The organism is Paractinoplanes tereljensis (assembly GCF_016862435.1).
Lineage (GTDB): Bacteria > Actinomycetota > Actinomycetes > Mycobacteriales > Micromonosporaceae > Actinoplanes > Actinoplanes tereljensis.
In genome coordinates, this window is the sequence record NZ_BOMY01000002.1 from 465444 (window position 1) to 487559 (window position 22116).

The 22116-nt window shown below is 70.5% G+C and carries 19 protein-coding genes; 9 read left to right on the forward strand and 10 right to left on the reverse strand.

Annotated elements, in window-relative coordinates; translation table 11 throughout:
- Nucleotides 1-3: 3 nt before the first annotated feature.
- Nucleotides 4-822 (forward strand): SDR family oxidoreductase, encoded by an 819-nt coding sequence (locus Ate02nite_RS03410; RefSeq protein ID WP_203798549.1) that lies wholly within the window; start codon nucleotides 4-6, stop codon nucleotides 820-822.
- Here the strand turns inward: Ate02nite_RS03410 and Ate02nite_RS03415 are convergent.
- Nucleotides 796-2871 carry a bifunctional SulP family inorganic anion transporter/carbonic anhydrase gene (locus Ate02nite_RS03415; RefSeq protein ID WP_239147084.1) on the reverse strand — a complete coding sequence of 692 codons (2076 nt, stop codon included), beginning with the start codon at nucleotides 2869-2871 and terminating at the stop codon, nucleotides 796-798. The two genes, Ate02nite_RS03410 and Ate02nite_RS03415, sit on opposite strands and share 27 nt — an antisense overlap.
- 123 nt (nucleotides 2872-2994) lie before the next feature.
- On the reverse strand, nucleotides 2995-4068 hold the full coding sequence (locus Ate02nite_RS03420; RefSeq protein WP_203798553.1) for an NAD-dependent epimerase/dehydratase family protein: 1074 nt from the start codon (nucleotides 4066-4068) through the stop codon (nucleotides 2995-2997).
- Nucleotides 4069-4262: 194 nt separating this feature from the next.
- Between Ate02nite_RS03420 and Ate02nite_RS03425 the strand changes: the two genes are divergently transcribed.
- The 5 genes from Ate02nite_RS03425 to Ate02nite_RS03445 all read left to right on the forward strand — a co-directional run bounded on the left by Ate02nite_RS03425 (nucleotide 4263) and on the right by Ate02nite_RS03445 (nucleotide 11741).
- Nucleotides 4263-6842 carry a carboxylate--amine ligase/circularly permuted type 2 ATP-grasp protein gene (locus Ate02nite_RS03425; protein WP_203798555.1) on the forward strand — a complete coding sequence of 860 codons (2580 nt, stop codon included), beginning with the start codon at nucleotides 4263-4265 and terminating at the stop codon, nucleotides 6840-6842.
- A gap of 35 nt (nucleotides 6843-6877) precedes the next feature.
- On the forward strand, nucleotides 6878-8650 hold the full coding sequence (locus Ate02nite_RS03430; protein WP_203798557.1) for an N-acetylglutaminylglutamine amidotransferase: 1773 nt from the start codon (nucleotides 6878-6880) through the stop codon (nucleotides 8648-8650).
- A 10-nt stretch (nucleotides 8651-8660) separates the two neighbouring features.
- A complete protein-coding gene (locus tag Ate02nite_RS03435; RefSeq protein WP_203798559.1) occupies nucleotides 8661-10418 on the forward strand; it encodes a S9 family peptidase in 1758 nt (585 codons plus the stop codon).
- Between the two features lie 218 nt (nucleotides 10419-10636).
- Nucleotides 10637-11167 (forward strand): Panacea domain-containing protein, encoded by a 531-nt coding sequence (locus tag Ate02nite_RS03440; protein WP_203798561.1) that lies wholly within the window; start codon nucleotides 10637-10639, stop codon nucleotides 11165-11167.
- Nucleotides 11160-11741, forward strand: a complete 582-nt coding sequence (locus Ate02nite_RS03445; RefSeq protein ID WP_203798563.1) for a Fic/DOC family protein — start codon at nucleotides 11160-11162, stop codon at nucleotides 11739-11741. The genes Ate02nite_RS03440 and Ate02nite_RS03445 overlap by 8 nt, the downstream gene beginning before the upstream one ends.
- A gap of 278 nt (nucleotides 11742-12019) precedes the next feature.
- Here the strand turns inward: Ate02nite_RS03445 and Ate02nite_RS03450 are convergent, their stop codons facing one another.
- A complete protein-coding gene (locus Ate02nite_RS03450) occupies nucleotides 12020-12565 on the reverse strand; it encodes a hypothetical protein (RefSeq protein ID WP_203798565.1) in 546 nt (181 codons plus the stop codon).
- 68 nt (nucleotides 12566-12633) lie between these two features.
- Here Ate02nite_RS03450 and Ate02nite_RS03455 point away from each other — a divergent pair, with 68 nt between their 5' ends.
- Nucleotides 12634-13503, forward strand: a complete 870-nt coding sequence (locus Ate02nite_RS03455; protein ID WP_203798567.1) for a LysR family transcriptional regulator — start codon at nucleotides 12634-12636, stop codon at nucleotides 13501-13503.
- A 20-nt stretch (nucleotides 13504-13523) separates the two neighbouring features.
- Entirely contained in the window at nucleotides 13524-13892 is a 369-nt protein-coding gene (locus Ate02nite_RS03460; RefSeq protein WP_203798569.1) for a PGPGW domain-containing protein, read from the forward strand.
- 29 nt (nucleotides 13893-13921) lie between these two features.
- On the opposite strand, the gene Ate02nite_RS03465 is transcribed toward Ate02nite_RS03460, so the two are convergent.
- The 6 genes from Ate02nite_RS03465 to Ate02nite_RS03490 form a co-directional block, all read right to left on the reverse strand.
- On the reverse strand, nucleotides 13922-14638 hold the full coding sequence (locus tag Ate02nite_RS03465) for a CPBP family intramembrane glutamic endopeptidase (RefSeq protein WP_203798571.1): 717 nt from the start codon (nucleotides 14636-14638) through the stop codon (nucleotides 13922-13924).
- Nucleotides 14635-15516, reverse strand: a complete 882-nt coding sequence (locus Ate02nite_RS03470; protein WP_203798573.1) for an NAD(P)H-binding protein — start codon at nucleotides 15514-15516, stop codon at nucleotides 14635-14637. The genes Ate02nite_RS03465 and Ate02nite_RS03470 overlap by 4 nt, the downstream gene beginning before the upstream one ends.
- A gap of 106 nt (nucleotides 15517-15622) precedes the next feature.
- A complete protein-coding gene (locus tag Ate02nite_RS03475; protein ID WP_203798575.1) occupies nucleotides 15623-16123 on the reverse strand; it encodes a mycothiol transferase in 501 nt (166 codons plus the stop codon).
- A 5-nt stretch (nucleotides 16124-16128) separates the two neighbouring features.
- Complete coding sequence (locus Ate02nite_RS03480; RefSeq protein ID WP_203798577.1) at nucleotides 16129-16875, reverse strand: hypothetical protein; 747 nt, start codon at nucleotides 16873-16875, stop codon at nucleotides 16129-16131.
- Between the two features lie 17 nt (nucleotides 16876-16892).
- Nucleotides 16893-18245, reverse strand: a complete 1353-nt coding sequence (locus tag Ate02nite_RS03485) for an MFS transporter (protein ID WP_203798579.1) — start codon at nucleotides 18243-18245, stop codon at nucleotides 16893-16895.
- 105 nt (nucleotides 18246-18350) lie between these two features.
- Entirely contained in the window at nucleotides 18351-19004 is a 654-nt protein-coding gene (locus Ate02nite_RS03490; RefSeq protein ID WP_203798581.1) for a hypothetical protein, read from the reverse strand.
- Nucleotides 19005-19148: 144 nt separating this feature from the next.
- Here Ate02nite_RS03490 and Ate02nite_RS03495 point away from each other — a divergent pair, with 144 nt between their 5' ends.
- The gene (locus Ate02nite_RS03495; RefSeq protein WP_203798583.1) at nucleotides 19149-19847 is read left to right on the forward strand and encodes an alpha/beta fold hydrolase; all 699 of its coding nucleotides are present in this window, start codon (nucleotides 19149-19151) and stop codon (nucleotides 19845-19847) included.
- Here the strand turns inward: Ate02nite_RS03495 and Ate02nite_RS03500 are convergent.
- Complete coding sequence (locus Ate02nite_RS03500) at nucleotides 19813-22038, reverse strand: ATP-binding protein (RefSeq protein ID WP_203798585.1); 2226 nt, start codon at nucleotides 22036-22038, stop codon at nucleotides 19813-19815. The two genes, Ate02nite_RS03495 and Ate02nite_RS03500, sit on opposite strands and share 35 nt — an antisense overlap.
- Nucleotides 22039-22116 lie beyond the last annotated feature (78 nt).

The window sequence follows — 22116 nt, forward strand, 5'->3', positions numbered from 1 at the left end:
CGCATGGGGAAGATCGGGATTTCGGGAGCTACCGGGCGGCTTGGTGGACGGGTGGCTCGGCTTGTCGGCGGAACGCCGCGACTGCTGGTGCGGGATGCCTCGCGGGCGCCGGAGGGCGCCGACGTGGCGGTGGCCGACTATGCCGACGGCGACGCGGTCCGGAAAGCCCTCGAAGGGGTCGACACCGTGTTGATGGTGTCGGCGGCGGAGACGCTGGGGCGGGTGGCGCAGCATCGCAGCTTTGTTGACGCGGCCGCGGCGGCCGGGGTCGAGCACCTGGTCTACACGTCGTTTGCGGGGGCCTCGCCGGACGCTACGTTCACGCTGGCCCGCGACCACTGGCACACCGAGCAGCACATTCGCGACAGCGGGCTCGCCTTCACCTTCCTGCGGGACAACCTCTACGCCGACTTCCTGCCGTTCCTGGTCGGGGACGACGGCGTGATTCGCGGGCCGGCCGGGGACGGGCGCGCGGCCGTCGTCGCTCAGGATGACATCGCGGATGCCCTGGTCGCGGTGCTGCGGGAGCCGGCGCCGCACGCCGGGAAGACGTACGAGATGACCGGACCGGAGGCACTCAGCCTGGCCGAGGTGGCCGCGACGGTCGCGGAGGTGACCGGCAAGCCGGTCACCTTTCACCACGAAACCCTCGAGGAGGCGTACGCCTCGCGAAAGCAGTACTCGGCGCCGGACTGGCAGGTCGACGCCTGGGTCAGCACCTACACCGCAATCGCGGCCGGCGAGCTGGCCCGGGTCTCGGACGACGTGCGGGCGCTGACCGGGCACCCGGCCACCTCACTGCGCGACCTTCTGCAGGCCTGAGCTCTCCACCGCGTACATCTTCGCCTCGGCCAGGTCGAAGTAGAGGCCGGTGAGGGTGAGCCGGCCGGCCTCCTCGGCCGCCCGCACCGTCGGGTAACTGCGCAGGTTGGCCAGCTGGCGGTTCACGTTCTCGGTGACACACCGGGTCTCGTCGGTGTCGCCGGTTAAGTCGTTGGCCGAGCCGGTCAGCCAGCGGCCCAGGTCGCCGGAGTTGCCGCCGGCCATCATCGCGCGCACCGCGCCGCAGCCGGAGTGCCCGCAGACGGTGATGGTGCGGACGCCGAGCACCCCGACGGCGTACTCGATGGCGGCGCCCACCGAGGAGTCGGCGCCGCCGTGCGGTGGCACGACGTTGCCGATGTTGCGCACGCAGAACAGGTCGCCGGGGCCGCTCGTGGTGATCACGTTGGGCACCAGCCGGGAGTCGGCGCAGGCGATGAAGAGCTGTTCGGGCTGCTGGCCGTCGCGGGCCAGGCCGGCCAGGTGCGGCTGGACGAGCGGGGCGACGCTGCGTTCGAACTCGTGGATGCCGGCCGCCATCGCGTTGCGCCGCTGCCGGTCCAGGTTCTGCCACTGCGACCAGGAACCGAACCGTCGCGGGGTGCTCTTCCCGGCGCCGAGGCGCCCGCGCTTCGCGCGACCGAACCAACCGTCGTGGGTCTCGCGCACATCGACGGTTCCGCCGCTCTTCTCGTACGCCTCCCGCCAGTCCTCGATCACCTGGAAGGCGCCGTGATCGAGGTAGTCGAGGTGTAGTTCGACCGTGACGTGCTGGCCGGCCGGCAGCGCGGCCAGTGCCCGGGCGACCCGGCCGGACCCGATGAACGCCAGGCTGCCGCTGATCGTGACCCGCGAACCGTCGGTGCGGATCTCGCAGCGGGCCAGCCGCCACAGCATCAGCAGGATCGCGCAGACCATCCCGGCCGCGACCCCGGTGAGCAGGTCGGTGGCCACCACCCCGCCCGCGGTGACCAGGTAGGTGGGCAGTTCCCGGTGCCGGGCGTAGGTGCGGATCTGGGCCAGGCTGATCAGCCGCAACCCGACCACGACCAGCACCGCGGCGAGTACGGCGAGCGGAATGGCCTCGAGCAGCCCGGCGCAGAGCAGCACCACCGCGGCGATCCAGACGCCGTGCAGGATCGCCGACGCGCGGGTGCGGGCGCCGGCCGCCACGTTGGCCGAGCTGCGCACGATGACGCCGGTGACCGGCAGGCCGCCGAGCAGGCCGGAGACCGTGTTGGCGCAGCCCTGGGCCACCAGTTCACGGTTGAGGTCGGCGCGCGGGCCGTCGTGCATCCGGTCGACGGCGACCGCGGAGAGCAGCGATTCGACGCTGGCGACCATGGCGATGGTGGCCACCGCGAGGCCGATCTCCCAGAGCGGGGCGTCCGGCCAGACCGGCCCGGTCAGCGCGGACAGCGGCGCGTCGGGCAGGTCGACCCGCTCGACGTCGGCGCCGATCATCGCGGCCACCGCGGTGACCGCGACCACCGCGACAAGCGCGGCGGGGATCATCGCTAGCCGTTTGAGGTGCGGCCACAGCACGAGTACGGCGATGGTGGCCAGGCCCAGCGCCATCGAGATGCCGTGGTGACCGGCGATCTGGGCGGGCAGATCACGCAGGTTGCGCCAGGCCGAGCTCTGGGCGTTGCCGCCGAGCAGCACGTGCACCTGGCTGAGCGCGATGACCAGGCCGATGCCGGCGAGCATGCCGTGCACCACGGCCGGGGACAGGGCCAGGGCGGCGCGGCCCAGGCGGGAGGCGCCGAGCACGATCTGGACCAGGCCGGCGACGGCGACGATCGCAGCGGTGCCGGCCATGCCGTACGCGGCGATGGTCCCGGCCACGATCACGGTGAGACCCGCGGCCGGGCCGCTGACCTGCAGTGGGGCCCCGCCGAGCGCGCCCGCGACGAGGCCGCCGACGACAGCGGCTATCAGGCCCGCGAGAAGCGGGGCCCCCGATGCGGCCGCGATACCAAGGGAGAGCGGGATCGCGATGAGGAACACCACGATCGACGCGGGAAGGTCATGTCGGATAAGCCTCATGACGGACATATCCGAAAAATAGCGAAGAAGAGTTAACTGGCCGTTACGGCGCGTAGTTCTTCAGGTAAGGCACAGCAAACTGCCGCCGGCTACACAGCCGGCGGCAGCAGAGTGAAACGCGTGTCAGGCCTTCCACAGCTCCTGGTTGGCCTCGTACATCTCGCGCAGGATGGCCGGCACGTCGTAGGTCAGCTTCCAGTCGGGGTAGTGCTGCTGGAAACGGGCCAGGCCGCTGATCCACCACTGGTGGTCGCCGGCCCGGGCCTGCTCGACGTAGTCGGTGCGGGCCTCGATCCCGGTGATCTCGCTGGCCAGCTGGAACGCCTCGATAACCGAGCAGTTCGAGTAGCGACCGCCACCCATGTTGTAGACCTCGGCGACTCGGGGCGCCCGGTGGAACGCCTCGAACGCCGACACCAGGTCGCTGGAGTGGATGGCGTCGCGAACCTGCTTACCCTTGTAGCCGTAGATGTGGTACTGCCGCTGCTCCATGACGCACCGCATGACGTACGCCAGGAAGCCGTGCAGCTCGGCCGCCGAGTGGCCGGGGCCGGTGAGCGTGCCGCCGCGGAAGACCGCGGTGGGCATGTCGAAGTAGCGGCCGTACTCCTGCACCATCACGTCGGCGGCGACCTTGCTGGCGCCGAACACCGAGTGCATCGACTGGTCGATCGACATGGTCTCGTCGATGCCGTCGTACCACTTGTGGTCCTCGGGCAGCTCGTACCGGGTCTCCTGCTCGATCAGCGGCAGCGAGTTGGGCAGATCGCCGTACACCTTGTTGGTCGAGGTGAAGATGAACGGCGCCGCCGGCACGTGCTGGCGGACCGCCTCGAGCATGTTGAGCGTGCCGACCGCGTTCACGTCGAAGTCGGTGAACGGCTCGCGGGCGGCCCAGTCGTGCGAGGGCTGCGCGGCGCAGTGGATGACCAGCCCGACGTTCTTACCGAGCCCGGCGAAGAGCTTGGCCAGGCCGTCCCGATCGCGAATGTCGATGTCGTGGTGGGTGTACCGTTCACCGACCTCTTTTTTCAGGCGGTCCAGGTTCCACTTGGTGGAACCGTCCTTGCCGAAGAAGTAGCCGCGCATGTCGTTGTCGACGCCGACCACGTCCATGCCGAGACCGGCGAAGTGCCGGACCGACTCGGAGCCGATGAGCCCCGCCGAGCCGGTGACCACGACCACACTGCTGCTCATCAAGACCTCCGTGAAGGGCTGAATCGGAACGGCCCGAGGTTACAGGGTGTGCGCACTGGCGCGGGCTGCCGGGCGCTGTGTCGCCAACGTCATGCTTTGTTCGAGCGTGAAATGGGCACGTCACCTATTCGGCACATCCGATGGCGAGGCTCCCGGGACAGGGACAGTCATCAACTCGGACATAGGCGGTCTACATGACGGAGTCTCTCCCGGTCGCGACGGACAATGCCGCCGCGGCCCAGGACCTGACGCTCGGCGTCGAGGAAGAGCTGCACGTCGTCGACCTGGCCACCCGCGAGCTCGTGCCGCGCGCTCCCGAGGTGCTGGCCCGGCTCGACCCCGAGCACTTCTCGGCCGAGCTGCACCGGTCGGTGGTGGAGACGAACACCCCGGTGGCCTCGACGCTTGACGACCTGCGGGACGGCATCGTCGAACGGCGGCGGGCCGCGATCGCGGTCGCCGAGTCCCTCGGGCTGGGGCTGGCCGCCACCGGCACGGTCCCGCTTGTCGACCTGGAGTCACTCCCCGTGACCCCCACGTCGCGTTACCGGCGGATGCTCGACGACTACCAGCTGCTCGCCCGGGAACAGCTGATCTGCGGCGCCCAGGTGCACGTCGGCGTCCCCGACCGGGACGAGGCGGTGGCGGTGGCCCAGCGGGTCGCCCCGGTGCTGCCGGTGCTGCTTGCCATCTCGGCCAGCTCGCCGTACTGGATGGGTGAGGACTCCGGTTACGCGAGCACCCGGTCGCTGGTGTGGATGCGCTGGCCGACCGCCGGCGACCCGGGCGTGCTGCACTCGGCCGCCGAGCACGACGCCCTGGTCGAGGACCTGATCGCGTCGGGCACCATCACCGACCCCAAGATGGTCTATTTCGACGTACGCCCGTCGGCCCACCTGCCGACCGTGGAGCTGCGGGTCACCGACTCCTCCCCCGACGCCGACACCGTGGTGCTGCTGGCCGGGCTGTTCCGGGGCCTGGTGCTGCGGGCCCGCGACGAGCACCGGGCCGGGCGTCCGCTGCCGCCCAGCCGCCCGCCGCTGCAGCGGGCCGCGATGTGGCGGGCCGCCCGCTCCGGCCTCGAGGGCGACCTGCTCGACCTGCCCCGCTCGCCGTCCCCGGTTCCGGCCGCGGCCGCCGTCGAGCGCCTGGTCGGCGAGCTGCGCCCGCAGCTGGAGGAACTGGGCGACTGGGAGCAGGTCTTCGACCTGTCGGTGCGGGCGCTCAGCCGGGGCAGCTCGGCCGCCCGCCAGCGCCGCGCGATGGCCCGGCGCGGCCGCATCTCCGACGTGGTCGACCTGGTGGTCGCGGACACTCGGGGCGGCGCCACCGGCATCGGTCCGGAGGGCCAGTCGGTGCCGGCCGGCCTCGTTCCGTACGCGACGATCGGCGACGAGGCGTTCCCGGGCGGGGACGTCGCCACGCCGTACACCGGGATCTTCAATGTTTTGAGTGCTCTTGGCTCGGCCGGCCTGCGCCGCCGCGAGGACGCCCGGGACGACGAGCAGCGCGCCCGGGGCATCACGTTCAGCGTGGCCGGCGAGGCCGCGACCAGGCTGTTCCCGTTCGACCTGGTGCCGCGGATCGTGCCGGCCGACGACTGGACCAAGCTGAGCGCGGGGCTGGTGCAGCGGGTCCGCGCACTCGACCGGTTCGTCACCGACGTGTACGGCGAGCGCGCCGTGGTCCACGACGGCATCGTGCCGGAATGGGTGATCGACGGCTCGCCGGAGCTGCGGCCCAGCGGCGCTCTGGTCGCCCACGAGGGCGTGCGCGCCCAGGTGGCCGGGGTCGACCTGGTGCGGGACGTGGACGGCGACTGGTGCGTGCTGGAGGACAACCTGCGGGTGCCGTCCGGCATCGCGTACGCCATGCAGAACCGCCGGCTCACCGAGAGCGTGCTGCCCGAACTGCCCTTCCCGGCGGACCTGCTCTCGGTCGAGGGCACACCGCAGCTGCTGTTGACGGCGCTGCGCGACGCGGCCCGGCCGGCGGCCGGCGACAACCCGGCGATCGTGGTGCTCAGCCAGGGGCCGGACGACTCGGCCTGGTTCGAGCACCGGATGCTGGCCGAGGAGATGGGCGTGCCGGTGGTGCGCAGCACCGAGCTGTTCGTCGAGGGCACCCGGGTCTTCCGGCTGCGCAACGGCAAGCGGTACCCGGTCGACGTGATCTACCTGCGGATGGGTGAGGACAGCCTGGTGCACTCGCCGGGCGCGGACGGCATGCCGCTCGGCCCGAGCCTGATCGCCGCGCTGCACGCGGACACCGTCACGCTGGCCAACGCGCTGGGCAACGGCATCGGCGACGACAAGGCCGTGTACGCGTACGTGCCCAAGCTGATCGAGTACTACCTGGGTGAGAAGCCGCTGCTCGCGGACGTGCCGACCTACCTGTGCGGGATCCGGGACCAGCGCGAGGAGGTCCTCGGCCGGCTCGACGAACTGGTCTGCAAGCCGGTCGACGGGTACGGCGGCGACCGGATCGTGATCGGCCCGCACGCCTCGTCCGAGGAGCTCGCCGCGGTGCGCCGGCAGATCGTGACCGCGCCGCACCGCTGGGTCGCGCAGGAGGTCGTCGGCCTGTCCACCAGCCCGGTCTTCGACGGTCACCAGCTCGCGGCCCGGCACGTGGACCTGCGCGCCTTCGTCTTCAGCGGCACCGCGTCGGTGGTGGCCCCGGCCGCGCTGACCCGGGTCGCCCCGGCCGGCAGCATGATCGTCAACTCCTCCCGTGGGGGTGGTTCGAAGGACACCTGGCTGCTCGGGGCGTAACAGGCTGGAAATCGACTGGGAGGAGATTGGCACCGATGTGCGGGATCGCCGGTGAAATTCGGTACGACGGAAACGCCGCGGACGAGGGGGCGATCCGGCGGATGCTGCCGTGCCTCGAGTCGCGCGGCCCGGACGGCGAGGGACTCTTCCGCCGCGGACCGGTCGCGTTCGGCCACCGCCGCCTGAAGATCATCGACCTCTCCGAGGCCGGCGGGCAGCCGATGACCGATGACGAGCTCGGGCTCACCCTGGTCTTCAACGGCTGCATCTACAACTACCAACAGCTGCGGACCGAACTTCAGGGGTACGGCTACCGGTTCTTCTCCACCTCCGACACCGAGGTGATCATCAAGGCGTACCACCGGTGGGGCTCGTCCTGCGTACGCCGCTTCCTGGGCATGTTTGCCTTTGCGATTTTGAATCATGAGACCGGCGAAGTCATGCTGGCCCGGGACCGGCTCGGCATCAAGCCGATGTACCTTGCAGATTTTAAAAAAGGGCTGCGTTTTGCCTCCACGCTGCCGGCGCTGCTCGCGGCCGGGGACGTCGACAAGTCGATCGACAAGGTCGCGCTGCAGCACTACATGACGTTCCACTCGGTCGTGCCGGCGCCGCGGACGATCGTCGCCGGGGTCCGCAAGCTGCCGCCCGCCACCGTCCGGATGATCAGCCGGGACGGCTCCTGGACCGACGAGGTCTACTGGGAGGCGTCGCACACCCGGCGCACCGACGTGGCCGCCGACGAGTGGCCCGCGCTCATCCACGAGAAGCTCGCGCTCGCCGTGGAGCGGCGGATGGTCGCCGACGTGCCGGTCGGCGTGCTGCTGTCCGGCGGCATCGACTCCAGTTACATCGTGGCGCTGCTGGCCGAGCAGGGTCAGCGCGGCCTCACCACGTTCAGCATCGGGTTCGAGGCGGCCGGTGGGGAGAGCGGCGACGAGTTCGCCTACTCCGACATCGTGGCCAAGCAGTTCGACACCGTGCACCACCAGATCCGGATCGGCCGGGACCGCTTCCTGCCGGCCGTCGACCGGACGGTGGCCGCGATGAGCGAGCCGATGGTTTCGCACGACTGCATCGCCTTCAACCTTTTGAGCGAAGACGTGTCAAAGTCGGTGAAAGTTGTACAGTCGGGTCAGGGAGCGGACGAGATCCTCGCCGGCTACAGCTGGTACCCGCCGCTCGCCCACGTGCCATATTCCGAGGCGGTCGACGCGTACGCCCAGGAGTTCTTCGACCGCCCGCACGCCGAGCTTGCGCAGCAGCTCAGCCCCGACTGGCTGATTGACGACGACGTCAGTCGCGAGTTCGTGGCGGCGAGCTTCGGCCGGCCCGGCGCCGAGACCGCGGTTGACGCAGCGCTGCGTCTCGACTCCAACGTGATGCTCGTCGACGACCCGGTCAAACGGGTCGACAACATGACCATGGCGTGGGGGCTGGAAGCTCGCGTACCTTTCCTGGATCACGAGCTGGTGGAGTTGGCCGCGGCCTGCCCGCCCGAACTCAAGCTGGCTCATGGTGGCAAGGGGGTACTGAAGGAGGCGGCCCGCGGGGTCGTGCCCGACGAGGTGATCGACCGGACCAAGGGATATTTCCCGGTTCCCGGCATCCGGCACCTCGAAGGACCGATGCTCGACAAGGTCCGCGACGCGCTGCACGCGCAGGCCGCGCGGGACCGGGGTCTCTTCCGCCCGGAGTACGTGGAACGGCTGCTCGCCGATCCGAACACGCCGCGCACGACGCTCGGCGCCAACCAGCTATGGCAGCTGGCTCTGTTGGAGATGTGGTTGCAGGACAAAGGCATCTGAGGGGGATTTAGTGACCGGACAGCTCGGCCGGATCGACGTCACCGTACTTCCGGTGAGCTGGACGAAACCCCTACCGCCCGAGGCCGGTGGCAGCTGGTCACCGGCGCTCTCGCCGGACGGCGAGCACTGCGCCTACATCTCCGACCGCGGCGGCCGCCCCCAGGTCTGGGTGCAGCCGGTCGGCGCCGAACTCGCGTTCGGAGTCGACACCGGGCCCGAGCCGGTGACCGCCGTGCACTGGTCCACCGGAGGCGGCTGGCTGGCCTGCCAGCTCGCCCCCGGCGGCGGACCCCGGCACGAGCTGTGGCTGGTGCGGCCGGACGGCTCGGAACTGCACCAGGTGGCCGGCTTCGGCACCGACGACGCCGACAACGTGCGCTGGCTGCCCGGCCGGTCACTGCTGGCGGTCACCGAGAACCTGAACACCGGCCTGCTGATCGACCCGGTGCACAACACCCGCTCGGTCGTCGCCAAGGGTTCGCTGACCGCGTTGCTGGACGTGTCGGCGACGCACGCCCTGCTGCGGATCGGCCCGCGCGGCGACCGCCAGATCGTCACCCGCGACCTGACCACCGGCGCCGACACCATGGTGGCGCTGGGCGAGCAGGCAATCTTCGCGGCCGACGGCACCATCTACGCCCGCTCCGAGGCCGGCGAGTTCCCGGCCCTGATCCGGGTCACCCCCGACGGCGGCGTGACGGTCGTCGCGGCCGCCGCCCGCGCCGAGGTGGAGGCGTTCACGCTGACCGCCGACGCGTCCGCCGCTGCGGTGCTGTGGAACGTGCGCGGCGGCGAGTCCGAGGTCGAGATCATCGACCTGCGCGACGGCACCCGGCGCCGGGTGGAACCGCTGCCCGGCGCGGTGGTCTCCGAGCTGTCCTGGAGCTTCGACGGGTCCGGGCTGGTCTTCACCGCCGAGGGGCCGGGCCGGCCGCACGGCGTCTGGGTGCACTCCGGCGACGAGGTGCACGCGGTTTCGGCCGCCCAGCCCGCGCCCGGATCGGTGCAGCCGACGCTGGAGGTCTTCGAAGCGCACGACGGACTCGAGCTCAGCGGGTGGCTGTTCCGGCCGGCCGGCGACGGCCCGCACCCCACGGTGCTGTGGTTCCACGGCGGCCCCGAGGCCCAGGAGCGGCCGGGCCACTCGCCGCTGTTCCAGTCGCTTGTCGACCTCGGTATCGCGGTCTTCGCGCCGAACGTGCGGGGTTCGTCGGGCTTCGGCAAGAGCTTCGTCAACGCCGACAACGGGGTGCTGCGCTACGCCGGCATCGAGGACGTGCGGTCGTGCGTGCGGCACCTGGTTGCTTCGGGGGTTTCGGACGAGTCGCGGATCGGCATCATGGGCCGGTCGTACGGCGGCTTCCTGACCCTGGCCGCGCTGACCCGCTTCCCCGACCTGTTCGCGGTCGGCATCGACGTCTGCGGCATGTCAAACTTTTCCACGTTTTATCAGCACACTGAGCCATGGATCGCGGCGGCAGCCATCTCCAAGTACGGCGATCCGGCCGCGGACGCCGCCCTGCTGGCCGACCTCTCCCCCATGACCCGCATCGACCGGCTGCGCGCCCCGCTGATGGTGGTGCACGGCGAGAACGACTCCAACGTGCCGGTGATCGAAGCCGAGCAGGTGGTGGCCGCCCTGGCCGAGCGCGGCATCCCACACCGCTACCTGCTGTTCCCCAACGAGGGCCACCAGCTCCTGCACAGCACGTCCCGAGCCACCTACCTGCACGAAACCCTCAGCTGGCTCAGCAAGCACCTGCGGTGATCGCACAACGCACCACAGGCTGCGTGTTCGAACATTTGTTCTATGCACCCATGGGGCCGCACCTGTAGAATTCGAGGTCAAGCGACACGCCCAGTCGGCTCCCTGCGCACTTGGGCCGGTGCCGCTAGCCTCGCGACAAGCGTGAGAGGGGGTGCCAATTGGGTTCCGTGCATGACGTTGCCGCAGCAGTGATAGAGCGCGTCGGCAGCATCACAGCGATGAAGCTCGAGAAACTCGTGTACTACTGCCAGGGTTGGCATCTAGCCCGACACGGTGTGCCGCTCTTTGACGACGCCATCGAAGCATGGCGGCAAGGCCCTGTGGTTCCAGCGCTTTATCGCCAGCACCGCAAGCAGTACACCGTCTCGGCCTGGCCCGCCGGGAACTCCACGCAGCTGACACCCGCACAGCGCGAGACCGTCGACTGGGTCTCAGCCGAATATGGCAAGTTCTCCGCCATCGAGCTCTCCCGCATGACCCACAGCGAATTGCCCTGGCGCGTCGCCCGCGGAGCCCTTCCCGAGTCTGAACCATCGTCAACTCAACTGAGCGCCGAGATCATGCGGACCTATTACGCACGCCAACTGGCAGACCCCGAGACTGCCGTTGCTCTCGCCACGGCCAACGCCGCGCTGGAGGGCGTCGAGTTCGATGACGATTGGCAGGATCGCCTGCGTGACGTGGCATCCGGCCTGGTCTCCGCCGACGATCTCGTGGCCGAGGAAATAGCACGGATAACCGGTGGATGATCCATACACGCAACCAGACTCCGATTGCCTGATCAACAAACTCGGCCTCGCTGACGCAAACGCGCTGGCTGAGGCCGAGTTTCGCATCGTCTCGATCCGCGACGTCCAGGCCGCACGCGCGTCCATACCCGGCGACTTCAGCCTCAGCCATTTGCAAGATTTCCATCGCTTCTTGTTCCAGGACGTTTACTCGTGGGCCGGCCGCACTCGGACCGTCGACATCAGCAAACCTGGTGCCTACTTCTGCCACTGGCGCTTTGTGGATGACGAGGTCGGTTCGGTTCTGGCCGAACTCGCCACCGAGGGCTATCTGGTCGGCCTCCATCGAGAGGCCTTCCTCTCCAGCCTCGCCCACTTCTATGGAGAACTGAATACGAGGCACCCCTTCCGCGAGGGGAACGGCCGCACGCTCCGCGCCTTCCTGCGGCAGCTGAGCGCTGCGGCCGGTTTCCAACTCGACTGGTCGGAACTCAGCAAGGCCGAAAACATCGAGGCATGCCGAATTCACCTCAATACCACTGACACCACGATGTTGAAGCGGGTCCTGACCCCGGTGGTACGGCGTATCAATTGACCGGCACAAAGTCACTTACCGCGCGGCAACTCAACCGGGCCACTCTCGCTCGGCAGTTCCTGCTGGAGCGGGCGGACGTCAAGCCCCTGATGGCGATCGAGCACCTCGGCGGCATGCACAACCTGTTGCTGTCGCACAAGGACCGCACTCGTTTCATCCCGTCGCCGAGGCGGGTTCCGCTGCCCCCGGGAAACGGCGCCACCACGGGCACCTACCTGCTCGACGGCGTCTGCAGGGCACCTGGCGCCTGCGCGACGGCACCCTGCACATCGAACCGTTCATCCCGCCCGCCGACCCGGCCCCACTGCTGGCCGAGGCGTCCCGCCTGGCGTCGTTTCTCGGCGGAGCAACTCCTCGGCTTCACCCCACGTGAGCGTGTGCCGCACCCAGGCGGGTGGCGGTGTCCGCTGTGGCCCGAAGAGGTAGCGGTGCTCCACGATCCCGCGCAGCGCCGCGTGCACGTCGAGCTTGTCGTCCACGAAGTGGGTGATCCCCAGCTCGGCACAGTGGATGGCCTTGTCCGGCCGGGCGCGACAGAACCGCACGTTGTCGCGGGGTATCCCGGTCCGGCCGAAGAAGTCGTGATGGTCGAGCCATTGCCGGGTATGTCGCTGGACCCGCTCGCCGCACTTGGAGACCAGCCACACCTGCTCGAACCGCGGCACCAGCCGCGCCAGCGCCTCGAACGCCCCGGGAACGGCCGGCGTGGCCAGCATCTTCGCCGGGTCGCCGCTGAAGAACTGGGTGTCGCCGCCACCCGGCGCACTGCCACCGATGATGACCCGGCCGATGTCGACGCCGAGCCGCATGCTCTGTGTATTCATGACCTCAGCCTGCGGCCAGGCGGTCTATACCGGAACTAGCGTTGTCCCCGCAGCTATAGTCCCGGGTTATGGATGTCTCGGCCGACGCGCTGGCCTCGTTCGCCGTGTTCGCCACCCACCTCAACTTCACCCACGCGGCCGCCGAGCTGCACATCTCCCAGCCCGCCCTGCACGTGAAGGTCCGCAAGCTGGCGCAGACCCTGGGTCGCCCCCTCTACTACCGCGAGGGCCGCCGCCTGGCGCTCACCCCCGACGGCGAGGCGGTGGCCCGCTTCGCCCGCACCCACGACGACCGGCTGACCCAGTTCCTGGCCGAGTTCACCGGCACCGCCCCGCAGCGCCCGGTGGTGCTGGCCGCCGGCCAGGGCGCCTACCTCTACCTGCTGGGCGACACGATCCGAGCGGCCCTGGCCGAAGAGCCAACCAGGCTGCGCCTGATCAACTGCAACCACCGCGAGATGCTGTACGCCGTCCGAACCGGCCAGGCCCACCTGGGCGTAGGCGTACTGGACGTCCTCCCCGACGACCTGACCACCACCGAGCTGGCCACCTTCCCCCAGGTCCTGCTGATGCCGGAGGACCATCACCTGGCCCAGCACGAATCGGTGACCCTGCCGGACCTGACCGGCGAACGCCTGGTCGTCCCGCCCCAGCACCGCCCGCACCGGGTCCTGCTGGAACGAGCCCTGCGCTCCGCCGACGCAGAGTGGACGGTCGCGGTGGAGGCCGAAGGCTGGCCCCTGATCACCCATTTCGTGACGCTCGGCGTAGGCCTGGCGATAGTGAACGGCTGCGTACCCGCCCCACCCGGCCTGATCGCCCGTCCGGTGACCGACCTGCCGTCAGTCACCTATCAAGTGGTCCACCAGCCCTCGGCCCTCGCCGACCCCAGGGTGGCCACCCTGCTCGACCGGCTCCCGCACGGTGCACAAAACTAACCAATTCGGAGATACTTAGAATGTCGGACGCATTGGACCGAGACTCGGTCAAGGACGCGGTTGAACTGCGCGTCACCGCTCAACGTGAGCGTCACCGGCGTCGTCCTCCAGTCCTGCGAGTGCTCGTCGGCGCCGGTGGGTTTCTGCTCTCGCTGGCAGGCGTGCTCCTGCTGTGGGCCCCCGAGTTCGGCTTGCCCCTGCTGGTGGCCGGATTAGGTCTACTCGCCCTGGAGTTCGACTGGGCGATGCGCGCCCGGGTCTGGACCGAGTGGCGTGTCGCGCTACTTCGCGATCGGGTCAAAAGGCAACCGGCTCTGCTCAAGATTGGCCTTCCACTCACTCTGCTGGCAGTGGTCTTTGCCGCGGTTTGGCTGGCACTCGTCAACTAGCGCTGGTGCGGGGAAACGCCTCCAGGCTCCTACTGGTGAATCAGGGCCGGTAGGGCGAACAGCATCGTCGTCGACCAGGTGACGTGGGTCAGGATCGGGGCCAGGATGCCGCCGGAGGCGCGCCGTTGCAGGGCCAGGACCAGGCCGAGCAGGAACGCGGCGAAGACCAGCATCAGGTTGCCGGTGGCGACGGTCGCGGCGGCATAGATCACGGTCGAGATGAGTACGGCGTGCCGCCGGCCGATCGCCGCGAACAGTGCGCCGCGGAAGAAGACCTCCTCGGCCACGCCGTTGAGCAGGGTGACCGCCACGATCGGCAGCAGCGCGCCGTACCGGGCGTGGGCCAGGACGCTGTTGACCAGCTCCCGCAGCGCCGGCACCTCCCGGACGACAAGTGAGCCGGCCACGAAGACGCCACCCAGCACGAGCCCGGTGACGATCGGCGTGACCAGGGGGCGCCGCAGCCGGCCACGGAACGGAATCCGGCCCAGGTGAAGTGGCCCGGACAGCAGCGCTCCGCCGACCCAGGTGGCCGCGACCAGCCCGGTCAGCAGGTAGAAGAGGTCGTCGCCCGGCCGCACCGACAGGGAGAGCCCGAGCAGGACCGCGCCGGCCACCAGGGTGATCCCGACGACGACGCGGCGCTTGCGGAAATCCCGGTCGGTCTGGTGGTGGTCGCGTTCCACCTGGTCGATCAGGGACGGCCCGAGGGCGCGGCGGGCGCGTCCCAGCCAAGCCGGGGTCATCGGTCGGCCAACGCGATCCGCACCGCCTCGTCGTAGCCGATCGGCTCGCCGGGCACCAGCCGGGTGATGGCGTCGTCGCGCACGACGACCTCGGTGGCCATCGAGTCGACCAGGTTGCGGGCGGTCGCCAGGTCGACGTCGGTGACGAACTTCAGCCAGGCCGACGACAACCGCGGGGTCAGCAGCGGCACGGTGAGGTTGGGCAGCCGGCCGCCCTGGATCCTGGCCGCGCGCTGCAGCATATCGACGTACCGCAGAACCTCCGGCCCGCCGATCTCATAGGTGCGGCCGCGCGCCTCGACCGGCTCCAGCACGCCGACCAGATAGCGGACCGCGTCCCGCAGCGCGATCGGCTGAGTGCGGGTGCGTACCCAGCGCGGTGTCACCATGGCCGGCAGCCGGCCGGCGAGTTGCCGGGTGATCTCCCAGGAGATGCCGCCGCGGCCGATGACCACCGCGGCGCGCAGCACGGTCACCGGCACCGGGCCGGACTTGAGGATCTTCTCGACCTCACGGCGGGAGCGCAGATGCGCCGAGAGCTTGCCGTCGCCGGCGCCGAGCCCGCCGAGGTAGATGATCCGTTCCACCTGAGCCGCGGCCGCCGCCTCGGTGAAGCTGCGGGCGGCGTCGGCGTCGCGTTGCTCGAAGTCGTCCGACCCCAGCGAGTGGATCAGGTAATAGGCCACGTCGGCCCCGGCGAACGCCGCCGTCAGGCTGCCAGGATCGGAGACGTCGGCCTCAACCGGCTCGCCCGCGCCGTGGTAGTCCCGAGGGTGCCGGGTCATCGCCCGCACCCGGTAACCGTCCTCGGCCAGGCGTGCGGCTACGTGAGAGCCGATGAAGCCGGAAGCGCCACTTACCAGAACCGTCTTGGTCACGGTCTCCTACTACCCCACCGCCGCGGACATCTCGGACTCGTGAGCAATCAGGCAAGAGACGAGGCGGGTACGCGGCTTACCGCGTACCCGCCTCGGGAAAATGCGCTCAGAGCAGGCCGCGGACGTAGGCCGCCTGGGCAGCGTGCTGGGCGTCGTCGTCGTAGACGCTGACCAGCCGGACGCCCAGGGTGACCGGTGGGTCCCAGGCCTTGTCGACCACCCGGTCCAGGTCGTCGGCCGTCAGGCCGGCGATGAAGTCCAGGGTGCGCTCGTGCACCGCCCGGTAGTACTCGTCCAGCGCCTGCCAGCTCTCCGGGATGATCCCGGTGATCTGGGCCGCCGTGTGGCCGTAGCCGGTGTCCGACGAACCGGCGGGCCGGCCGAAACGCTCGGGCCAGCCGGGCGCCCGATAGACCTGGTCGGTGCCGATCACCTCGGCCACGTGGTCGTCCTGCACCCGGGTCAGGTGCCAGACCAGCCAGCCGATCGAGTTGGCGCCGGGGGCCGGCGCCCAGGTGAGCTGCTCGGGGGTGAGGTCGTGCACGGCGGCGTGCACCAGCTCGGGGAGACGCCCGAAAGCGTCGGCCAGGATGTCCTTGGCGTCCATGCTGCTTACTCCGTCCCGTCGGTCGTCGGGTTCTGAGTATCCGCGCCGCCGCCGGTGCCGCCGCCGTCGACACTGCCACTGTCGGCGCCCGATTTGTCCCCGGTGGTGCCGCTGTCCCCCGTGGTTCCGGTCGGCGCCTCAGTTGCGGGGGCGTCCGTGGCCGGGGCATCGGTCGTCGGCTCAGTGGTGGCCTGCTGGGTCGGTTCGGTGGTGGCCTGGTCGGTGGGCTGATCGGTCGGCGAGGTCGGTGCCGTCGACTCGGTGGTCGCCGGCGTTTTATCGGACTTGTCGCTCTTGCCGGAGAACACGCTGCCCACGGTCGTAGAACGACCGCTGCTGCCGCCGGTCGCGTCCGCGATGGACTTGCCGGACACCAACTCGGCCGCCGTCAGCGTGCCCATGGCCAGGACGAACAGCGCCCCGGCCACCATCGCCACCCGCTTCCAGCGGATGCTGCTGGGTGCCGGTGGCTCCGACGGTTTGTCCTCGGCCGCCGCCTCCACGGGCGGCGTGCCCACCGCGGCCGGCGCCAGGAACGTTCCCTGGATCTTCTTACGCCCGCGATCGATGGAACGGTGGTAGATCTCGGTGCCCACCGAGCCGATCAGGCTCGCCACCGCGGCGCCCACGAGCGTGCCAGCCACGCCCAGGAACGATCCGATGACGGCCGCCGATACCGCAGCCAGTACTCCGGCAATGGTCTTCGGGATGTCGATGCCGGACCACATGCGGTCCGGTGCGTGCTCGGCCATGTCCTCCTCTGCCCTCTTTATTGGGTTCCTCTCGATAAGGTCTCTGCCTTTACCGCACGGCTCTTTGCTAAACCCCGCCGCTCGGCCAGCACCACCCGCAACGGGCGCACCACGACCCCTTCGGCGGCCAGGTGTCGCCGGGCCAGCCTGCGGTTACGCAGGATGCCGATCAAGCCGATGACGAAGATGAGATATTGCGCGGACATCGCCACCCGGAAGTCGCCGATGTCATAGTCCGAGCGCCCGCCGGTGCGGGCGTCCAGGATCAGCCCGATCAGTTCGATCGACACCAGCGAGGCGACGAAGCCGCCCACGTTGACCACTCCGGTCGCGGTGCCGAGCCGGTCCGGCGGGTTGAACGTGCGGGCGTAATCGAAGCCGATCATCGAGCCGGGACCGCCCAGGCCGAGCGCCAGCACGAGCAACACTAGCAGCGGCATCGGCGCCTGCCCGGGCCACAGCAGTACGGCTCCCCAGGCCAGCGCGTTCGCGCCGACGATCCCGAGCACCAGATAGGAGCGACGCAGCGGGTAGCGCTGCACCAGCATCCCGATGACCGGCCCGGCGGCCATGCCGACCAGCACGAACAGGGTCAGCAGCGTACTCGCGGTCTCCCGGCGCAGGCCCTCGCCGGCGATCAGGAACGGGAAGCCCCACATCAGCGCGAAGACGGTGCCGGTGAACTGGGTGGTGAAGTGACTCCACAACCCGAGTCGGGTGCCGGGGTGCCGCCACGCGCCGGCCAGGTCGGTGCCGAGCTGGCGCATGGTGATCGGTGCGCCGCTGCTGACCTTGCGCTCGGGGGTGTCGCGCAGGGCCGCGAACGCGGCGATCGCGACGAACAGACCGGCGCCGGCGGCGCCGAGAAACGCGGTGGTCCAGCCCGGACCGGCCAGCAACGCAGCCAGGGGTACGGCGGACAGCACCTGCCCGGCCTGCCCGACCAGACCGGTCAACTGGGTGAGAACGGGCACCCGCCGGGTCGGGAACCAGCGCGGCACGAGCCGCAGGACGCTGATGAACGTCATCGCGTCGCCCGCACCGACCAGGACCCGGGCCAGGACGGCCCCCTCGACCCCGTGGGTGGTGGCCATCAGGGCCTGCCCGGCCGCCATGATCAGCCCGCCGCTGACCACGAGCCGCAACGAGCCGAACCGGTCGAGCAGCAGCCCGACCGGCACCTGCAGGGCCGCGTAGACCAGAAGTTGAAGCACCGCGAACGAGGCGAGCGCCCCGGCCCCGACCCCGAACCGGTCCTGCGCATCGAGCCCGGCGACGCCGAGAGAGGTGCGGTGCAGCACAGCCATGATGTAGGCGGCGAGCCCGGCGGACCATACCGCCCATGCTCTCCACCCGGGTCGCATGGACATGTGCCGCCTCTCTCGTGCGCTACCTACGCGTACGGAGATAAGCCTTCTCTTCGGGCTTGGCCGCTACAACGAATCGCGGCCAAGCCCACACGTGCCCCTTGTCACTCAGAACAGGTCAAACCCGCCGCCACCAGGGCCTCCGCCGAACATCCCGGGCCCGCCCTGGCCGTGGTGGCCGCCGAACAGGCTCTCGAAGATCAGCATCCCGCCGACCGTGCCGGCCCCGGCCGCGAGGGCCGTCTTCCACCAGGGCGTCGAGTACCAACCGGCCGGCACCGGCCGGCCCTCGACGTAGCCGCCCGGGTAGTAGTAGGGCGTCGCGGCGCTGGACCGCGGCCCGACCCGGTAGCCGTTCATCTCGCGCTCTTCCATGATCATTCCGGTGCCCCGGGCCGCTGCCATCGGCGGCAGCTCCGGTCCGGGATCGAGGCCGAGCGCGGTACGGGCGGCCCGCACGTAGGCGAGCCCCTCCAGCGCGGTCTCCCGGGCGAGTTGGAACTGCACGACCGTACCGGCCTGGGCCAGCTGCGCACCGGCGGCCTGATGCCGCTCGGCCGCGTCGGCCAGCGCCTGCCGGGCGAGCGCATTGTCGTTGGGCAGGTTCACCAGCTGGCCGCCAAGCCGCTCGTACCACCGTTGGGCCTCGGCGCGCGCGTCCCCCGCCGCCTGGTCGTCCCGGATCGTGGCGCCGCGGCGCCCGCCGGCGAGGGCAACCGCCGCCCCCACCCCCAGCATCACGAAAAGCACCAGAATCAACATGTTTTGACGGTAGGTCGGCGTTTTTAAGAAGCGCCATGCAAACGCTGTGCGGTCGCTGTGCGCCTACTTCGCGATTCGCGCAGGCTCACATGACCGGGCGCGCACGACCACGTTCCGCGCTGCCGGCGGCGACACCATCAAGGCATGTCAGCAACCATCGTTCTGGTCCACGGCGCGTTCGCCGACGCGGCCTCCTGGGCCCCGGTCACCCGCGAACTGCTCGACCGCGGCCACACCGTCCTCGTCCCGCCGGTCTACAACCGCAGCCTCCTCGAAGACGGCGCCTCGGTGAAGGCCTTCGTCGAGAACATCACCGGCCCGGTCGTGCTCGCCGGCCACTCGTACGGCGGCGCGGTGATCACCGTCGCCGGCACCGCCGACAACGTCGCCGGCCTGGTCTTCGTCTCCGGTTACGCGCTCGACGAGGGCGAGTCGCTGGGCCAGCTGCAGGGCGGCTTCCCCGACTCGGACCTGGCCGCGAACCTGGTCTACACCCCGTACCCGGGCGGCACCGACGTCTCGGTGAAGATCGACGCCTTCCCGGCCGTCTTCGCGGCCGGCGTGGACACCGCGGTCGCCGAGGTGCTGGCCGTGTCGCAGCGCCCGCTCACCGCGCAGGCGTTCGGCGAGCCGGCCCCGGTCGCCGCCTGGAAGACCAAGCCGTCCTGGGGCATCGTCTCGTCGGCCGACCACACCATCAACCCGGACGTAGAGCGCTTCGGCTACCAGCGGGCCGGCGTCCGCGAGGTGGTCGAGATCGACGGCCCGCACCTGGTCATGCAGACCCACCCGAAGGACGTTGCCGACGTCATCGAGAAGGCTGTCCAGTCAGTAGCCGGTTGACCTCGGCGATCCGCTTCTTCGCCGACGGCGTGGGCTCGGCCTGACCGGCTTCCGCCAGGACGGCCGCCACCCGGTCGAGCTCGGCGCGCGCCTCGGCGTGCTCGCCCTGATGGGCCGCAACCAGCGCGCGCCGGCTGTACGTCTCGGCCGCCCGGGTGGCGAGGAAGCCGCCGAACTCGGCCAGCAGAAGTTCGGTGCGGTCGAGCTGATGCCGGGCGTCGGCCCACCGCCCGGCCGCGGTGTCGAGGTCGACAAGCGAGTTGCGGGCGGACATCTCAATGTATCCGGCGATGTGCCGCGGCGGGGCCGTCGCCGGATCGGTGATCGCCTCGACCGCCTCCTGATAGCTCGCCCGCGCGCCGTCCGCGTCGCCGGTGTCCTCGAGCAGGAAGCCGAGCGCGATCAGCACGTTCGGCAGTCCTTCGCGGTCGCCGGCCGCGCGGAGGCGGTCGGCGCCGGCCCGGCCGACCGGCAGCGCCTCGGCGAACCGGCCGAGACTGTGCAGTGCCCAGCTGAGGTAGTACCGGGCCCAGCCGCCCTGGCGTACATCACCGGCCGAGTCGGCGGCGGCGATGGCTTGTCGCGCCGGCTCCAGGGCCCGCTCCGGATCGTGCACCGGAATGATGAAGGCCCAGGCGAGGTACCCGAGGTGGGTCGCCTGCAGTGATCGGTCGCCGAGCCGTTCCGCGGCCGCGCTCGACGCGGTGTAGACGTCGACCCACTGCGGCCATCGCGGCCAGGCGTCACCGAACCAGTGCAGCGACTCGGCCACCTCGACGACCCGCCGGTCGTCGGCCGTCTCCAACAGCACCGGCAGCCAGTTGTCGACCTCCGCGGTCAGCCAGGCCTGCGCCTCGTCGGCCGACGCGAAGCCCTCCGGTACGCCGGACGGCTCGAAGTACTGCCCGGCCTGCACGGTGCGGGTGAGCAACCACGTGTCGCGCCGTTCGGTGGCCGCCTCGCTCTCGGCCGGGTCCAGCCGGGTCTGCGCGTACAGCCGCAGCAGGTCGTGCAGTTGCAGCCGGCCGTCGGTGCGCTGCTGCACCAGGCTCAGGTCGACCAGTTCGTCGAGCGCGTCCTCGGTCACCGGAAGCGACTCGCCGGCGAGTGCCGCCGCCAGCTCCGGCCCGGTCGACGGCCCCGGCACCAGCGCCAGCCGCCGGAACATCCGCTGCCCGACGTCCGACAGCTGCCGGTACGACAGCGTGAACGCGGCCTCGATCCGCAGGTCGCCGGCGGCCAGTGCGTCAAGCCTCCGGTCCTCGGAGCCGAGCCGGGCGATCAGGTCCGCGGTGGTCCAGCCCGGCCGGCTGACCAGGCGGTTCCCGGCGATCCGAAGGGCGAGCGGCACCCGTGCGCAGAGCCGGGCGATGCGGTAAAGATCGTCGCCCGACGCCCGCGGGTCGTCGATGATCGCGGCGAGCAGCGCCACGGCGTCGGTTTCGGGCAGCCGGTCGAGCCGCGTCCACCGGGCGCCCTCCAGCCCGCCGAGCGTGCGCCGGCTGGTCACCAGCACCACGGCCGGCCCGGCCGCCGGCAGCACCCGGCGCACCTGCCCCTCCCCGGAGGCGTTGTCCAGGATGAGCACGCACCGCCGCCCGCGGATCAGCCCCTGCCAGAGTCCGGCCGCCTCGTCGAGGTCGCGGGGCACCGCCTTGACCGACGGGTCGGCCGCCCGGATCAGCCGGCCGAGCACGGTGGCCGGGGTGACCGGCCGGGCGTCCAGACCGCGCAGGTCGACGAAGAGCCGCGCGTCCGGTGCCCACGCCTCGGCGGCCCGGATGGCGAGGGACGTCTTGCCGACGCCGGGCTCACCGCTGATCACGATCACCGGCGCCGGGGCGCCGGCACGTGCGGTGTCCGCCCAGCCGGCGATGCGGGCCAGTTCGGCGGCCCGCCCGGTGAAGTCGGCCATCCGGCGCGGCATCGGCAGCCCGGCCGCCCCGGCCTGCACACCGGCCCGACCGGCCCGCGCGGCCTCCTGAAGCGCGGCCCGATCCTCCGGCGACAGGTTCAGCCCGTCCGCCAGCAGCTCGATCGTGCGTACCCGGGGTCCGCGGCTCACGCCGCGTTCCATGTCGCTGATTGCCCGGTCGCTGAGCCCCGATGCGGCGGCGAGCTGTTCCAGGGTCAGGTCGGCGGCCAGGCGTACCCGTCGCAGCATCGCCCCGAAGGCGTCGTCATTCTTCATCTCTTCTTCGTGGTATCCGACCACCGCACGCTGCTGCAATGAAGACCGACATCGTCACACCGAGCATGGGCGCCGAGG

Bases quoted from the DNA above. Each gene is read 5' to 3' on its own strand.
- Ate02nite_RS03410 (WP_203798549.1), top strand. From the start codon at position 4: ATGGGGAAGATCGGGATTTCGGGAGCTACCGGGCGGCTTGGTGGACGG.
- Ate02nite_RS03415 (WP_239147084.1), bottom strand. From the start codon at position 2,871: ATGAGGCTTATCCGACATGACCTTCCCGCGTCGATCGTGGTGTTCCTC.
- Ate02nite_RS03420 (WP_203798553.1), bottom strand. From the start codon at position 4,068: ATGAGCAGCAGTGTGGTCGTGGTCACCGGCTCGGCGGGGCTCATCGGC.
- Ate02nite_RS03425 (WP_203798555.1), top strand. From the start codon at position 4,263: ATGACGGAGTCTCTCCCGGTCGCGACGGACAATGCCGCCGCGGCCCAG.
- Ate02nite_RS03430 (WP_203798557.1), top strand. From the start codon at position 6,878: ATGTGCGGGATCGCCGGTGAAATTCGGTACGACGGAAACGCCGCGGAC.
- Ate02nite_RS03440 (WP_203798561.1), top strand. From the start codon at position 10,637: ATGAAGCTCGAGAAACTCGTGTACTACTGCCAGGGTTGGCATCTAGCC.
- Ate02nite_RS03450 (WP_203798565.1), bottom strand. From the start codon at position 12,565: ATGAATACACAGAGCATGCGGCTCGGCGTCGACATCGGCCGGGTCATC.
- Ate02nite_RS03455 (WP_203798567.1), top strand. From the start codon at position 12,634: ATGGATGTCTCGGCCGACGCGCTGGCCTCGTTCGCCGTGTTCGCCACC.
- Ate02nite_RS03460 (WP_203798569.1), top strand. From the start codon at position 13,524: ATGTCGGACGCATTGGACCGAGACTCGGTCAAGGACGCGGTTGAACTG.
- Ate02nite_RS03465 (WP_203798571.1), bottom strand. From the start codon at position 14,638: ATGACCCCGGCTTGGCTGGGACGCGCCCGCCGCGCCCTCGGGCCGTCC.
- Ate02nite_RS03475 (WP_203798575.1), bottom strand. From the start codon at position 16,123: ATGGACGCCAAGGACATCCTGGCCGACGCTTTCGGGCGTCTCCCCGAG.
- Ate02nite_RS03480 (WP_203798577.1), bottom strand. From the start codon at position 16,875: ATGGCCGAGCACGCACCGGACCGCATGTGGTCCGGCATCGACATCCCG.
- Ate02nite_RS03485 (WP_203798579.1), bottom strand. From the start codon at position 18,245: ATGTCCATGCGACCCGGGTGGAGAGCATGGGCGGTATGGTCCGCCGGG.
- Ate02nite_RS03490 (WP_203798581.1), bottom strand. From the start codon at position 19,004: ATGTTGATTCTGGTGCTTTTCGTGATGCTGGGGGTGGGGGCGGCGGTT.
- Ate02nite_RS03495 (WP_203798583.1), top strand. From the start codon at position 19,149: ATGTCAGCAACCATCGTTCTGGTCCACGGCGCGTTCGCCGACGCGGCC.
- Ate02nite_RS03500 (WP_203798585.1), bottom strand. From the start codon at position 22,038: ATGAAGAATGACGACGCCTTCGGGGCGATGCTGCGACGGGTACGCCTG.